We start from the raw sequence: 13,926 nt of genomic DNA on the forward strand, positions 1-13,926 counted from the left end.
CGCGTGTGGGGCGGGGAACTCGGGTCGCGAGCTCGATCAGGACTTGGGCGACAGGTGTCCGCGCGCCAGCTTGTGCTGGGCGGACTGCGCGACCGGGCGGATCGTGACGAGGTCGAGGTTCACGTGCGCCGGCAGCTCCACCGCGTGCACGATCGCCTCGGCGACGTCGTCGGCCGTGAGCGGGTCCTCGACACCGTCGTAGACCGCCGCGGCCTTCGACTCGTCCCCGCCGAACCGCACGAGCGCGAACTCGTCGGTCTTCACGAGCCCGGGAGCGATCTCGACGACGCGGATCGGTTCGCCGTTCAGCTCCAGGCGCAGCGCGCCGACCAGGGCGTGCTCGGCGGCCTTCGCCGCGTTGTACCCGCCACCGTTCTCGTACGACACGAACCCGGCAGTGCTCGTGACGGTGACGATGTCGGCGCCCCCGGCGGTCGCCGCACGCCGTCGGAGGTGCGGGAGCAGCGCCGCGATCACGCGCTTCGTCCCGATCACGTTGACCTCGAACATGGCGCGCCAGTCCTCGACGTCCGACTCCTCGACGCTCGCCGAGCCGAACGCTCCCCCGGCGTTGTTGACGAGGACGTCCGCGCCGCCGAGCTCTGCGACCCGCGCGGCGAGACGCTCGACGTCGGCGGCGTCGGTGATGTCCGCCGTGAGCGTGTCGATCCCGAGCTCCGCGGCGAGCGCCTCGAGCCGGTCGGCACGGCGGGCGACGGCGAGCACGTCCCAGCCCCGTTCACGGAACAGTCGGACGGTGGCCGCCCCGATCCCCGAGCTCGCTCCCGTGACGACCGCGCGTCGTGCTGCCATGTCCGTGCCTCCAGTGCTCCGTCGACGAATGTCACGACAACGGTACCCAGTACAGCGAAGGTCACGTTCCGGTAACGTCACGAGGGATGACGATGGACGCCGCCCCTCCCGCGCCCGCTGCGCCGACCACGAACCTCGAACCGGGTCGCGCGAAGCGGCGCATCCCGATGTGGGACACGGCGCGGTTCGTCGCCGTGACGCTCGTCGTCATCGGGCACGCGATCCAACGGCAGACCACCGCGAGCGAGCACGCCCTGGCGCTGTACACGTTCATCTACGCGTTCCACATGCCGGCGTTCGGGGTGATCAGCGGGTACTTCTCGTCCGCGGACACCCCCACGGCGAAGCGCATGCGTCGGACGATCACGGACATCGTGGTGCCCTACATCATCATGCAGACGATCTGGACGGTCGTGCAGTCACTGGTCGAGGGCGGCAAGAAGTTCAACCCGACCCAGCCGACCTGGACGCTCTGGTTCCTGCTCGCACTGGGGATCTTCAAGCTGATCCTGCCGTACCTGGCGCAGCTGCGGTGGCCGCTGTTCTGGGCCGTCGTGTTCAGCATCGGGGTCGGGTACTTCGACAACGTCGACTCCACGCTGTCCCTCTCCCGCGCGATCAGCCTGCTGCCGTTCTTCCTGGTCGGCTGGCAGGTGAAGCAGTGGGGACTGTTCGACCGCTGGTACGAGGCGCCACGGAGGATCGTCGTGCGGCTCCGGATCGTGGCCGGCGCGGTGTTCGCGGCGTGGGCGGTCGCCTGCGCGGTGTGGATCCCGCAGTTCAAGGAGTTCGACCTGCACCACTGGTTCTTCTACGACGACTCGTACTCGGGTCTCGGTGAGGACGCCTGGTGGGCGGGTGCCGTGCGCTTCGGGCTGATGCTCCTCGCCGCGCTGCTCACGGCGTCGTTCCTCCTGCTGGTGCCCCGACGGAACGTCTGGATCACGCAGTTCGGCGCGGCGACGATGTACGTGTACCTGCTGCACACGTTCGTGCTCTACCCGGTGCGCGAGTCCGGCATCCTCGCCGGAGCGCACTCGGCGTGGCCGTACGTGCTCCTGATGGTCGCGTTCGCCTGTGCGGTGAGCCTCTTCTTGGCACAGCCGTTCGTCAGGAGGGGCATGCGCTGGCTGCTCGAGCCGAACGTGCGCTGGCTCTTCCGCAGGGACCCCGCCTGACGCGCGTTACGTCACGAGACTCCGGCGGTGGTGGAGACCCGGCCACCCCTCGTACCGTGAGGCTCGACGTGAAGACGCGCCCAGCCTCCCGGCCGAGCGCACGGCGACCCGACGACCGACCGCACCGGACAGGAGCACGAATGACCGAGAACGACGCCGCGCAGTGGCGGTTCGAGACCACGCAGGTCCACGCCGGGGCGCAGCCCGACCCGACGACCGGTGCCCGCGCCACCCCGATCTACAAGACGACCTCGTACGTCTTCGCGAACTCGGACGAGGCGCGTGACCTCTTCGCCCTCGCGAAGCCCGGCAACATCTACTCACGCATCATGAACCCGACGAACGACGTCCTCGAGCAGCGGATCGCCGCGCTCGAGGGGGGCTCCGGTGCGCTCCTGGTCGCGAGCGGTCAGGCGGCGGAGACCTACGCCGTCCTCAACATCGCGCAGGCCGGTGACCACATCGTGTCCTCGTCGTCCATCTACGGCGGGACGTACAACCTCTTCAAGTACACGCTCGCCCGGCTCGGCATCGAGACCACCTTCGTCGAGGACCAGGACGACCCCGAGGAGTGGCGTCGCGCCGTCCGCCCGAACACGAAGCTGTTCTTCGCGGAGACGATCGGCAACCCGAAGATCAACGTGCTCGACATCACGACGGTCGCGGACATCGCGCACCAGGCCGGTGTGCCGCTCATCGTCGACAACACGATCGCGACGCCGTACCTGATCCGTCCGTTCGAGCATGGTGCCGACATCGTGGTGCACTCGGCGACGAAGTTCCTCGGCGGGCACGGCACGGTCATCGGCGGCGTCATCGTCGACGGCGGCACGTTCCCGTGGTCGCAGCACCCGGAGAAGTTCCCGGAGTTCAACACACCGGACCCCTCGTACCACGGGGCGGTCTTCGCCGAGGCGGTGGGCAACTCGCTCGCCTACATCATCAAGGCGCGCGTGCAGCTCCTCCGCGACCTCGGTGCGTCGAGCTCCCCGGACACCGCGTTCGCACTGCTGCAGGGCATCGAGACGCTGTCGCTCCGCATCGAGCGGCACGTGGCGAACGCGCAGGAGATCGCCGAGTGGCTCGATCAGCACCCGGACGTGGCGACGGTGGCGTACGCCGGCCTGCCGACCTCCCCCTGGTACGGAGCCGCGACGCGGTACGCACCGAAGGGTGTCGGCGCGGTGCTGTCGTTCGAGCTGAAGGGCGGTGTCGACGCGGGTCGTGCACTCGTCGACAACCTGACGCTGTTCTCGCACCTCGCGAACATCGGCGACGTGCGCTCGCTGGTGATCCACCCGGCGTCGACCACGCACTCGCAGCTCACGCCGGAGCAGCAGCTGACGACCGGTGTGACGCCGGGCCTGGTGCGCCTGTCAGTGGGCATCGAGAACGTCGAGGACCTGAAGGCGGACCTCGAGGCCGGGCTCGCCGCCGCTCGTGCGGTCGCCCAGGCGGGCTTGCGCGCGTAGTCGCACGCCGGGCTCCCGACTCCCTCCGAAGCCGACTCGGAACGACGAAGTCGCTGTCGTACGACAGCGACTTCGTCGTTCCCGCGCGTGTGCAACTGTTGCGTCCGCCTGCTTGCGACAACGTCGATGTCGTACGACAGCGGTCTTGTCGCCCCTTGCAGACGCAACCACCCCACCGGACCCGACCCGAGCCTCCCGTCCGCCCCGATCCGGCCACGCAACCGACGTAACACGGCGTCCGGACGGTCCAACGACCGGGACAATGGACGGACCATGGACTGGCAGACGACTCCCGAGGACTCCGTCCCGTCCACCCTGGTTCCAGGGACCGCGCTCGGGGCCATCGGCAAACCCCCGGTCACCGGTGCCTGGCGCCCGGGCGACCACCCCGGCTCCCGACAGTTCGTCGCGCTCGGCGAGCAGTGGGTCCGCGGCGGACGGCTGCCGAGCGTCCGGATCGCCTACGAGTCCTGGGGCACGCTGAACGACGCGAGGGACAACGCCGTCCTCGTGTTCCACGCACTGACCGGGGACTCGCACGTCACCGGTGATGCCGGCCCCGGGCACAAGACCGCCGGGTGGTGGGGCGACGTCGTCGGACCGGGTCGGGCCATCGACACCGACCGCTGGTTCGTCGTCGCGCCGAACATGCTCGGCGGCTGCCAGGGCTCGACCGGTCCGTCGTCGGTCTCCCCCGACGGCGTGGAGTGGGGGTCACGGTTCCCGTTCGTCACCGTGCGCGACCAGGTCGCCGCACAGGTGCAGCTCGCCGACGCGCTCGGCATCGACCGCTTCGCCGCGGTGGTCGGCGGATCGATGGGCGGGATGCACGCGCTCGAGTTCGCGGCGTCGGCCCCGTCCCGCGTCGCACGACTGGCGATCCTCGCCAGCACGGCCCAGACCACGGCGGACCAGATCGCGGCGAACTCGCTGCAGCGCGCCGCGATCCAGATGGACCCGGGCTTCGCGGGCGGCGACTACTACGAGGCCGAACCCGGCGACGGGCCGTCCAGGGGGCTGTCCCTGGCGAGGCGGATGGCGATGATGACCTACCGCGCGTCCGACGAACTCAACGGGCGGTTCGACCGCTCGTGGCAGTCGGACGTGTCCCCGCTCGGCGACGACGGCCGGTTCTCGGTGGAGAGCTACCTCGACTTCCACGGCAACAAGTTCACCAGGCGCTTCGACGCATCGACGTACGTGACGTTGACGCACGCGATGGACTCGCACGACGTCGGCGCGGGACGAGGCGGCGTCGCGTCGGCCCTCGGCGCCATCACGGCGAGGACGCTCGTCGTCGGCATCTCGAGCGATCGGCTCTTCCCCGTGGAGGACCAACACCGGATCGCCGCCAGCATCCCGGACACCCTCGACGGCGAGCACGCGGCCGTCATCGAGAGCGAGTTCGGCCACGACGGGTTCCTCATCGAGCACGCAGCGGTCGGTGCGCACCTCCGTCGCCTGTTGGGCTGAAGCGACGTACGTCTGTTGGGCTGAATCGACGTATTCATCGCATTCGCTATAACAAAACCGTTTCCAATCGGAACGACCGGGCGTGCCGAACACCCCCCAACGGGTGCCGCGCGTGGAATGATGGCTCCGAACCGATCAACCGTCGGTTTCACGACCTTCCCTGCACCCACACGAGAACAGCACCAGGACACCGATGGAACTCATCGCACAGGAACGTGACCGGCTCCTCCGGTCAACGACCCGTGTCGTCGGCATCGTCTGCACGCTGATCAGCCTGGTCGGCGTCCTCTGCGCGTTCGCCGTCCCGGCCGGTCCACTCGCCGGTGGGATCGCCTGCATCGCGGTGATGATCGGTGCGCTCGTCGCGTTCGGGTGGAACGGCTCGACGTGGTGGACCGCGCTCACGCTCGCGGCGGGCCTCGGCGCCATGGTCATCCTGACGACGAGCGTCGACGGTCTCGCCCGCACCGTGGTCGCGAGCGCACTCGTCCCCCTCGCCGCCGGAGGGCTCTCCTCGCTCCTCATGGCGCAGCGCGGGCACCTCATCGGGCTCGGGCTGACCATCCTCGGTGGCGTCGGGTCGATCGTCGTGATGGCCTTCGCCGCCGGCGGACTCGTCTCCAACGCCGTCGGCGGGACCGTCCTCGGCTGGGTCCTCACTGCCGTGGTCGCGTACTGGATCTCACGGAGCATCCCCCGCGTCGCGCGCCGCATCTACAGCATCGGCACCGCGCACCGTGCGGAACGCCAGGCCAGCGAGACCGAGGCACAGCGCCGCCAGGGTGCCCGGCTGCTCCACGACACCGTCCTCGCCACGCTCACCCTCCTCGCCCACTCCGGTGTCGGCGTCTCCGAACAGGCGATGCGCGAGCAGGCCGCCGAGGACGCCAGGCTCCTCCGCCACCTCCGGCTCGGCGCGACGCCGCAACCGCAGCAGTCCGGCGACTACTCGCTCACCAGGACCGAGGAGTCTCCGCTCGGCCAGACGCTCGAGTCCGTCAAGCAGCGCTTCGGCCGGATGGGACTCGAGGTGAGCTGGCACGGCACCGGGCAGGTCCTCTTGCCGTCGAACGTCCTCGACGCGTTCCTGCTCGCCCTCGCGGAGTGCCTGGAGAACGTCCGTCGCCACGCCGGCGTCGCCGAGGCACACGTCACGATCGTGCACGACAACGACATGGTCCGCGCGATGGTCACCGACTCCGGTGTCGGCTTCGAACTCGGCGCCATCGACGAAGAACGTCTCGGCTTCAAGGAGAGCGTGGTGAACCGCCTCCGCGAGGTCGGCGGGGACGCACGGCTCTTCTCCGCGCCCGGATCGGGCACCACCGTCGTCCTGGAGGCACCCCGATGAGTCGCGTCCCCGAGGACACGATCGGCCGCGGACTCCCCGGCGAGACGCAGCAGCCCGCTCCGCGGACCCGACGGGAGGCTCGGGAACGCTACCGGGGCACGGAACGTCGGCAGGCGCGCGGCCTCCCCTCCACCTCCACCGGTGCGCGGTCGCTGCGGCAGGCCGCGAAGCCCGGCGCTTCGCTCGGAGCGGGGCACCTCGGGCTCGGCGCGGCGGTGCTCACCGCACTCGAGGCCATCGCGGGCATCGTCTTCTTCCTCGCACACTGGACGGACTTCTCCGACCCGTGGCTCCCCGCTGCCGCGTGGATGCTCTTCGTCATCGCGGCTGTCGGCGTCGGCCTGAGCGTCCTGACCTACGGCGAACGACTGACCGGGCTGGCATTCGTGCTGATCTGCGTCGTGCTCGGGTGCGTCGTCACCCTCGACTTCATCGGCATCTGGCCCGAGCACGATCTCGCCCACACCGCCAGCGCCTCGATCGCCGCCGGGTTCGCCCTGCTCCCCGTCGCGACGCTCCGTCCTGCCCGCGAGGTCGCCGCCGCGATCACGGTGCTCGGGCTCGCGTTCATCGGTATGGCGGTCGCCTCGACCCCGATCACGACCGACACCATCCCCGGGCTGTTCTCGCTGCTGGCGCTCGTGATCGTCCCGCCGTCCGTGGCGATCTTCGTCACGCACCGCTTCCGGCAGCTCGTGCAGCGCGAGCTCGACCGTGTGCTCGTGCAGTCGAACGTCTCCGCACCCCAGTTCGCCGTCGGCATGCTCGCGTCCGACGAACTCGCCCGGCTCGACCTCGCCGCCGAGAAGCTCCTCGACGCCGTCGCGAACGGGACCGATCCGCTGCCCCTGTCGGACGCGTCCGCGTCGGTGGCGGCGTCCCTGGCCACCGAGCTCCGCCTGCACCTCATCGAGGGCCGTCGCGAGACCTGGCTGTACCACGCCATCACCGAGTCGGACCACCTCGGCCGTGCCGTCAGCGTGGCCGACCCCGGATCGCTCGCCGGGCACCTCTCCCCCGCACAGCGCGACGGACTGCTCCAGGCGCTCTGGCAGATGGTCGGCGACGGCCGCGGCCTGCAGCCCGGCGTCCCGATGGTCTCCGTCACGCTCGGGCCGGTCGGGTCGGACGGGCACCCGGTCTCCGACGAGGAGATGGACGTGCCGATCGTCATCGAGTCCCGCGGCGTCCCGCGCCGACGGCTCGGCCCGACGGCCTGGAGCGGACTCGCCCGAATCGGGAGCTACACCGACACGGTGCGGGACGGGGCGCTCCACATCGTCGCCCACTGCGTCGTGAGCCGACATCCCACGATGTGACGGGTTGTCGGACACCCTGACCAGCCTGCGCTCGCCGAGTGGGCCCACCACCTAGGCTCTGCCACGCAGACCACGAGAAAGGACGCCAGCATGGCGACTCCAGAGGAACCGATCCGACTCGCACTCGTCGACGACCACAAGATGCTGCTCGGCGCCCTGACGGAGTGGATCCGTGGCGCTGCCGACGACATCACGCTCGTCGCCGCCGTCACGACCTGGCCCGAGCTGCTCACCAGCCCGTCGTTCCCGGTCGACGTGGTGCTGCTCGACCTGGACCTCAAGGACTCCATCCCGGTCTCGCTGAAGATCTCGACGCTCAAGACGGCCGGCGTGAAGACCGTCGTCATGAGCACGTACTCGGAGCCGAACGTGGTGCGCGAAGCCCTCGGGTCCGGCGCCCTCGGGTACCTCGTGAAGAGCGAGGACGCCGAGATGATCGTCGAGGCGATCCGCTCGGCCCAGCGCGGCGAGCAGTACGTCTCCGCCGAGCTCGACCTGGCGATCAACTCGGGCGACGTCGGTGGCGTGCCGAAGCTCAGCGCCCAGGAACGCCGCGTCATGGCGCTCTACGGCGGTGGCGAGCCGGTGAAGAGCGTCGCGTACCAGCTCGGCATCTCCGAGGAGACGGCGAAGAGCTACCTCAAGCGCATCCGTGAGAAGTACCGCGTGGCCGGGTTCGACGTCGGCACGAAGGTCGCCCTCCGGAAGCGTGCGATCACCGACGGCATCATCTTCGAGGACGGCAGCCCGCACGGCCTGTAGGTCCCTGGGTCGCTCGCCCGCGCTCGCCGGCGCTTGCCCGCGCTTGCCCGCGCCCGCCCGCGCCCGCCCGCTGAGATCGCACTCCGTGTCGCCTCGACTCCGGTCGTTCCGACGCGGAGTGCGATCTCAGTGGTTCCGGAAGGTCGTGCGGGCCCGGAGACGGCCCGCGCGCGTCAGACGAGCGGGATCGGAGACGTGATCGGGCCGGTCGTGGGGTGCGGGGCTGACAGGGCCGCGCGGCGGTTCGACCGACGCTCGACGGCGTAGCTGATCGACGTCATCACCACACCGAGCAGCGCGAGCACGATGCCGAGCCACCCCGGCGCCACGAAGCCGAACCCGGCGGCGATGACCGCGCCACCGAGGGCGGCACCGAGCGAGTTCCCGATGTTGAACGCCGAGTGGTTCAGCGCCGCGGCGATCGTCTTCGCGTCCCCGGCGACGTCCATCAGGCGCGACTGCACCGCCGGCGGGATCGCCGACGAGGTCGCACCGAGCAGGAACGCCCCGACGAACACGCCGACGGCCCACTGTGCGGTGAGCACCGTCACGAGCAGCGCACCGATCAGGGCGAACATGCCGACGTAGATCGTGCGCTTGACGCTGTGGTCCGCGAGGTGTCCGCCGAGGACACCACCCACGACCATGCCGAGGCCGACGACGACGAGCACCAGCGGCACCACCGACTCGGACAGCCCCGTGACGTTCGTGACGAGCGGCGAGATGTACGAGTACACCGCGAAGAACCCGCCGAACCCGACCGCGCCGAGCCCCATCACGAGCCAGACCTGGGGCACACGGAACGCCCGGAGCTCACGACCGATGGACGCGTGCTCGTCGCGGGCCGAGCGCGGGACGAAGGCAGACACGGCGAAGAACGTCGCGGCGAAGAGCACTGCGACGACGCCGTAGGCCACGCGCCACCCGGCGTTCTGCCCGATGAACGTGATCGCCGGGACGCCGATGACGTTCGCGACCGACAGGCCGAGGAGCACCATCGCGATGCCCTTGCCGCGCTTGCCGGGACCCATGATGTCGCCGGCGACGATCGAGGCGATGCCGAAGTACGCACCGTGCGGCAGGCCCGCGACGAACCGGGCGACGAGCACCAGGCCGAACGACGGCAGCAGCGCGCTGGCGATGGTGGCGAGGACGAACCCGACGAGCAGCACCATGAGGAGCCCCTTGCGCGGGAACTTCGCCGACATCGCGGCGATCGTCGGCGCACCGACGACCACGCCGAGCGCGTAGGCGCTGACGAGCCACCCGGCATGTGCGATGCCGGCGTCCGGGTTCGCCGCGTACTGCGTCGGCAGGAGCGCCTCGGCGATGTTCGGGAGGAGCCCCATCGCGACGAACTCGGTCGACCCGATGGCGAACCCGCCGAGGGCGAGGGCGATGAGCGCGAGCGCGCGACGCGCCGGCGTGAGCTGGGACATGGTGCCTGTTTCGGACGTGACGGACGGTTCGGGGCCAGCCACGGGGCTCACGGAGGAGGGGCTGGAGGTGCGGCGCAAGGCGGAGCGCGCCGGGCCTCCCGTCCGGGACGGCGTCGTCGCGACCGGCGTCGGCCGGTCCGCTCGACGGTGAACGGAAGAGACCGGTCCGACTGCACGGCCCGGTCGGATCAGTGTAGACCGCTCCAAACGGTCAACGGAACCCACCGGACCGAATCGATTCGATCGCCGTCGTTCAGGCTGCGCGACGCTCCGGCTGCCGGTGGGCGACCACGGGCGCGGGGATCTCGTCACGGTGCACCCAACCGGCACCGCACTCGGTGCAGGTGGCCCAGGCGTTCTGGTCGTCGGAGTCCACGTCGATGACGACCGTTCGCAGGTCGCAGTCGGGGCACCAGCCGTCGTGCATCATCACGATCTCCTCGTCATGTCGGTGACCGCCCGGTGCGACCATCTGCGCAACATGACACACCCGACCACCGACATCCTCGGGAGGGCGGCGGCGTGTCGTCGGCGCCGCGGCGAGGACTCAGGAGTCGAGCGCCGCTTCGAGCCGCTCGAGCTTGCCGTCGATCTCGCCCGTGTGCCCAGGTCGGATGTCGGCCTTCAGCACCAGGGACACGCGCGTGCCGTAGGCGCCGACGGCCTCGGTGGCGCGCTTGACGACGTCCATGACCTCGTCCCACTCCCCCTCGATCTCGGTGAACATCGACGAGGTGCGGTTCGGGAGGCCCGACTCGCGGACGACACGGACGGCCGCCGCGACGGCGTCGTGGACGGAGCCGTCGGACGAGGCTGACGGGCCACCGGAGGGAGCGACGGAGAAGGCGACGATCATGGGTCCATCCTGCCCTCCGCGACGGCTCCCGGCCCGTACTCGGCAGCGCCGGGCTGGGATCCGGCAGCGCCCGACCGGGACCCGGCGAGTGCACCCCGCCGCGCCCGGAGCCCGATCCGGACGACCAGGACGAGGGCCCAGACCAGGATCGCGACCTCGAGGGCGTTCCGGGTCGTGAGCACCACGAGGATCCACGGCTGCACGAGGAGCACCTGGTCGTAGTAGGCGGGGTAGATCAGCTGTGTCAGGAACGCCATCGGCAGCGCCACCATCGCAATCGGCAGGAACCGGCGTGCACTCCCCCGGCCGGCGATCAACCCCCAGACGATCGGCACCGCGAACCACCCGATGTACTGCGGCGACCCGACCTTGTTCGTGGCGATGAGCGCTGCGACGAGCACCAGTGCGAGCAGTGGCGCGACCTCGGCTCGACGGGCACCGCGGACGACGGCCCACACGGCGAGCGCGATGCCGCCGAGGACCACGAGCGCCATCAGCGGCGTGGATGCGGCCGCAGCCAAGTGGGTGCCGTTCCCCGAGACCTCGAAGGTCAGGATCTCCCGGTCGTAGAACACCGCGGCGCCCGGGACGTGCGCGGCTGCCGCCCACATGAACGGCGTCGCGAGCGGCGCCTCGATCTGGAGCGCCCGACCGCTCTGCTGCCCGACGAAGGACAGCAGATGGGCGGCTCCGCCGAACAACACGTCGACGAGGACGATCAGCGCGGTGACGACGAGCGCGCCGACGAGGACCCCGCGCCGGTGCCCGCGTCGTACGACGAGCAGCACCCCGACGAGCGCGGCCGGCCACACCTTGATCCACGCGGCGGCGGTGAACACGGCGGAGGCAACGGCCGGCCGGGACGCGACGAAGCACACGCCGACCATCGCCACCGCGGTCGCGACGGTGTCGATCCGCCCGAGCCCGATCGGCCCGAGCGCGAGGAGGAACACGAGCCACCACCAGACGACCCGCACGCCGAGGGCCCGGAACCGCCAGAGGAACGCGCACGCAGCGGCGTCGAGCAGGACCATCAGGACGAGCCACCCGGTGCCGATCGACGCGGCTCCTCCGAGCGCGGCGGCGGCCATGGGGACGATCGCCAGGATCGGGTACACCCAGTCCGAGTCGATGCCGACCCAGTAGTGCGACGTGAGCCCCGTCTCGATCCAGCGGCGATAGGTGATCGTGACGTCGCCGAGCGGCAGGTTCGCGGTCGTCGCGGTCAGCCACCACAGCACGGCGTGCACCGCGACGAACGCGACGGCGAAGCCCACGACCTCGAACCACCTGGACCTCAGCACCCCAGGATCGTAGCGGCGCGATCCCCAGGTCTTCCCGAGGATGACGTGTCACCGTCTCACCGTGACCACTCCACGCACTCGCAAGCGCACAGGCAAGCGCAGGGCCACCATCTGGATCTCGATCGCGGCGGCCGTCGTGGTCCTCGGCGTCGTCGGGACCGTGATCGGCACGACGGTGTACTCGAACTCCGAGAACGCGAAGGCCGAGGCGGAGCCGAGCGTCGCCGCGAGCCGTGCACCGTCGACACTCGACGCGAGCGATCTCACCGGCGACTGGACCGTCGGCAGTGGCTCCGAGGCCGGCTACCGGTTGCACGAGGTGCTGAACGGTTCCGACGTGACCGTCACGGGGCGGACGGACAGCGTCACCGGGACCGCGACGGTCGACGGCTCGTCGATCACCGCGGCGTCGATCGAGGTCGAGGTCGCCGACATCGCCACCGACTCCGCACAGCGCGACTCGTACTTCCGCGATTCTGCGCTCGACACCGCGGCGTTCCCGAAGGCGACCTTCACGCTGACGAGCCCGGTCGCGGACGCGGTCCCGTCCGGCAGCGGGACCACGACCGTGCGGGCCGCCGGCGACCTGACGCTGCACGGCGTGACGAAATCGGTCACCGCGACGCTGCAGGTCGGCCTGAACGGCGACGGCGTCGACATCTCCGGCTCGATCCCGATCACCTTCGCCGACTACGGCGTGCAGGCACCGAGTCTCGGCTTCGTGAAGGTCGACGCGGACGGCGCGGTCGAGTTCCTCGTCCACGCGACGCCGGCCCGGTAGCCAGGCGACGCGCCGCCGCGCGACCCCACGCTCCCCCGCTTCAGCGGTCCCAGGTCTTCACCCAGTCGATCTCGAGGTGCCCGGGCTTCCCGTAGTCCCCGATCTGGAACATGAACCGGTGCGCGGTCGTCGGCACGTGCTGCGTGACCGTGAGCACGAGTTCGCCGTCCACGAAGTACCGGACCGCGACGCCCGGGTCCCACTCGGTCGTGTAGGTGTGCCACTGCCGCCAGGTCGCGTCCGTGTGCAGGCCGATCGCGCTCCGCTCCTGACCGGGCACCATCGAGTGGCTGAACGCCCCGACGGTCCCCTGGAAGGTCCCCTCCGGGAAGTCCAGCTCCCCCTCCGACCACACGTTCGACGTCGGCCACAGCATGAAGGCGGCGCCGTTGCCGTCCCCACCGCTGGCGCGGGCTCGCACGCTGAAGGTCCCGCCGACGTGCGACCAGGCCCCGTCCGGCGTGCCGAACGTACCGGCCGCCCCGCGCCTCCCGTCCATCGCGACGTCCATGATCCCGTCGTGGGCGCTGATCACCTCTCCCGACCAGTACTTGCCGCTCATGCCGTCCGGGTAGGGCTGCCACGATCCCGCGTACGTTGCCGCGAACTGTCCGCCGGCGGCCGCCGGGGTGTCGAAGTCCTCCGAGAACGTCGGGGCCGCGCCGCCCGCAGGTGCCGTCGGCGTCGGCGTCGGTGCCCCGGCGGCGGTCGGTGCGGGCGACGCCGGATCGCCGACCCAGGGGCGGGCGTCGGCGCTCGTGACGGCACCGAGCGTCACCGCGGCGGCGATGACGGCGGAGAACACGAGCAGCGTCCGAGTGACCTTCATCGGTCGTCCCGGTGCTGGACGGAGTGCTGTGCGTACTGCATGGTCGTGGATCGCCTTCCGGGGACGGACCTCCGTGTCTGATCGGTCGGGTGTCGTCCCTCGGCTGTCTGTCTACGCGCCCTCCGGCGCTCCCACGAGGCCCTGCACCACCGCTGGCGGGATCGGTGCGGGCTCCAACGCGCCGTGCGTGTTCCCGCTGCGGTTGCGTGTTCCCGCGACCCTGCACGCGAGGCTGCAACCGCGCCGTGACGCGCGACCAGCGACACAGTCGCTGGGTGGATTCAGGTGGTGGTTGCAACACCTGTTTCTGTTGGTCGTGAGAGTAGTTGCTTGAGTGCTTCGGCGGGAG

13 protein-coding genes are annotated in these 13,926 nt (G+C 70.5%); 7 read left to right on the forward strand and 6 right to left on the reverse strand.

Annotated features, from left to right (window positions below):
- Positions 1–36 precede the first annotated feature (36 nt).
- The gene (locus tag ACO0E1_RS17990) at positions 37–813 is read right to left on the reverse strand and encodes an SDR family oxidoreductase (protein ID WP_422875417.1); all 777 of its coding nucleotides are present in this window, start codon (positions 811–813) and stop codon (positions 37–39) included.
- Between the two features lie 86 nt (positions 814–899).
- Here ACO0E1_RS17990 and ACO0E1_RS17995 point away from each other — a divergent pair, with 86 nt between their 5' ends.
- From ACO0E1_RS17995 to ACO0E1_RS18020, 6 genes are all read left to right on the forward strand, one after another.
- Complete coding sequence (locus ACO0E1_RS17995; protein WP_422875418.1) at positions 900–1,991, forward strand: acyltransferase family protein; 1,092 nt, start codon at positions 900–902, stop codon at positions 1,989–1,991.
- Between the two features lie 140 nt (positions 1,992–2,131).
- A complete protein-coding gene (locus tag ACO0E1_RS18000; protein ID WP_281264797.1) occupies positions 2,132–3,463 on the forward strand; it encodes a bifunctional o-acetylhomoserine/o-acetylserine sulfhydrylase in 1,332 nt (443 codons plus the stop codon).
- Between the two features lie 273 nt (positions 3,464–3,736).
- Positions 3,737–4,936: a homoserine O-acetyltransferase MetX gene (gene metX, locus ACO0E1_RS18005; protein WP_422875419.1), complete on the forward strand. Its 1,200-nt coding sequence runs from the start codon at positions 3,737–3,739 to the stop codon at positions 4,934–4,936.
- 193 nt (positions 4,937–5,129) lie between these two features.
- Positions 5,130–6,287: an ATP-binding protein gene (locus ACO0E1_RS18010; RefSeq protein ID WP_422875420.1), complete on the forward strand. Its 1,158-nt coding sequence runs from the start codon at positions 5,130–5,132 to the stop codon at positions 6,285–6,287.
- Positions 6,284–7,606 carry a hypothetical protein gene (locus tag ACO0E1_RS18015; RefSeq protein ID WP_422875421.1) on the forward strand — a complete coding sequence of 441 codons (1,323 nt, stop codon included), beginning with the start codon at positions 6,284–6,286 and terminating at the stop codon, positions 7,604–7,606. Before ACO0E1_RS18010 ends, ACO0E1_RS18015 begins: the two co-directional genes overlap by 4 nt.
- A gap of 90 nt (positions 7,607–7,696) precedes the next feature.
- A complete protein-coding gene (locus ACO0E1_RS18020; RefSeq protein ID WP_402728925.1) occupies positions 7,697–8,368 on the forward strand; it encodes a response regulator in 672 nt (223 codons plus the stop codon).
- Between the two features lie 173 nt (positions 8,369–8,541).
- On the opposite strand, the gene ACO0E1_RS18025 is transcribed toward ACO0E1_RS18020, so the two are convergent.
- The 4 genes from ACO0E1_RS18025 to ACO0E1_RS18040 all read right to left on the reverse strand — a co-directional run bounded on the left by ACO0E1_RS18025 (position 8,542) and on the right by ACO0E1_RS18040 (position 11,967).
- On the reverse strand, positions 8,542–9,807 hold the full coding sequence (locus ACO0E1_RS18025) for an MFS transporter (RefSeq protein WP_422875422.1): 1,266 nt from the start codon (positions 9,805–9,807) through the stop codon (positions 8,542–8,544).
- A 253-nt stretch (positions 9,808–10,060) separates the two neighbouring features.
- A complete protein-coding gene (locus tag ACO0E1_RS18030; protein ID WP_422875423.1) occupies positions 10,061–10,279 on the reverse strand; it encodes a hypothetical protein in 219 nt (72 codons plus the stop codon).
- Positions 10,280–10,354: 75 nt separating this feature from the next.
- Entirely contained in the window at positions 10,355–10,663 is a 309-nt protein-coding gene (locus ACO0E1_RS18035) for a thiamine-binding protein (RefSeq protein ID WP_281264807.1), read from the reverse strand.
- Positions 10,660–11,967, reverse strand: a complete 1,308-nt coding sequence (locus tag ACO0E1_RS18040; protein WP_422875424.1) for a hypothetical protein — start codon at positions 11,965–11,967, stop codon at positions 10,660–10,662. Before ACO0E1_RS18040 ends, ACO0E1_RS18035 begins: the two co-directional genes overlap by 4 nt.
- 61 nt (positions 11,968–12,028) lie before the next feature.
- Here ACO0E1_RS18040 and ACO0E1_RS18045 point away from each other — a divergent pair, with 61 nt between their 5' ends.
- The gene (locus tag ACO0E1_RS18045) at positions 12,029–12,748 is read left to right on the forward strand and encodes a YceI family protein (protein WP_422875425.1); all 720 of its coding nucleotides are present in this window, start codon (positions 12,029–12,031) and stop codon (positions 12,746–12,748) included.
- Between the two features lie 40 nt (positions 12,749–12,788).
- Here the strand turns inward: ACO0E1_RS18045 and ACO0E1_RS18050 are convergent, their stop codons facing one another.
- Positions 12,789–13,577, reverse strand: coding sequence for a glycoside hydrolase family 16 protein (locus ACO0E1_RS18050; RefSeq protein ID WP_422875426.1), 789 nt, complete (start codon positions 13,575–13,577; stop codon positions 12,789–12,791).
- Positions 13,578–13,926: the final 349 nt, after the last annotated feature.

Source organism: Curtobacterium guangdongense (genome assembly GCF_049341845.1).
Lineage (GTDB): Bacteria > Actinomycetota > Actinomycetes > Actinomycetales > Microbacteriaceae > Curtobacterium > Curtobacterium guangdongense.

What these genes read in the sequence shown, in the direction of transcription:
- metX (WP_422875419.1), top strand. Translation starts at nt 3,737, where the DNA reads ATGGACTGGCAGACGACTCCCGAGGACTCCGTCCCGTCCACCCTGGTT.
- ACO0E1_RS18050 (WP_422875426.1), bottom strand. Translation starts at nt 13,577, where the DNA reads ATGAAGGTCACTCGGACGCTGCTCGTGTTCTCCGCCGTCATCGCCGCC.
- ACO0E1_RS17995 (WP_422875418.1), top strand. Translation starts at nt 900, where the DNA reads ATGACGATGGACGCCGCCCCTCCCGCGCCCGCTGCGCCGACCACGAAC.
- ACO0E1_RS17990 (WP_422875417.1), bottom strand. Translation starts at nt 813, where the DNA reads ATGGCAGCACGACGCGCGGTCGTCACGGGAGCGAGCTCGGGGATCGGG.
- ACO0E1_RS18000 (WP_281264797.1), top strand. Translation starts at nt 2,132, where the DNA reads ATGACCGAGAACGACGCCGCGCAGTGGCGGTTCGAGACCACGCAGGTC.
- ACO0E1_RS18025 (WP_422875422.1), bottom strand. Translation starts at nt 9,807, where the DNA reads ATGTCCCAGCTCACGCCGGCGCGTCGCGCGCTCGCGCTCATCGCCCTC.
- ACO0E1_RS18035 (WP_281264807.1), bottom strand. Translation starts at nt 10,663, where the DNA reads ATGATCGTCGCCTTCTCCGTCGCTCCCTCCGGTGGCCCGTCAGCCTCG.
- ACO0E1_RS18015 (WP_422875421.1), top strand. Translation starts at nt 6,284, where the DNA reads ATGAGTCGCGTCCCCGAGGACACGATCGGCCGCGGACTCCCCGGCGAG.
- ACO0E1_RS18030 (WP_422875423.1), bottom strand. Translation starts at nt 10,279, where the DNA reads ATGGTCGCACCGGGCGGTCACCGACATGACGAGGAGATCGTGATGATG.
- ACO0E1_RS18010 (WP_422875420.1), top strand. Translation starts at nt 5,130, where the DNA reads ATGGAACTCATCGCACAGGAACGTGACCGGCTCCTCCGGTCAACGACC.
- ACO0E1_RS18020 (WP_402728925.1), top strand. Translation starts at nt 7,697, where the DNA reads ATGGCGACTCCAGAGGAACCGATCCGACTCGCACTCGTCGACGACCAC.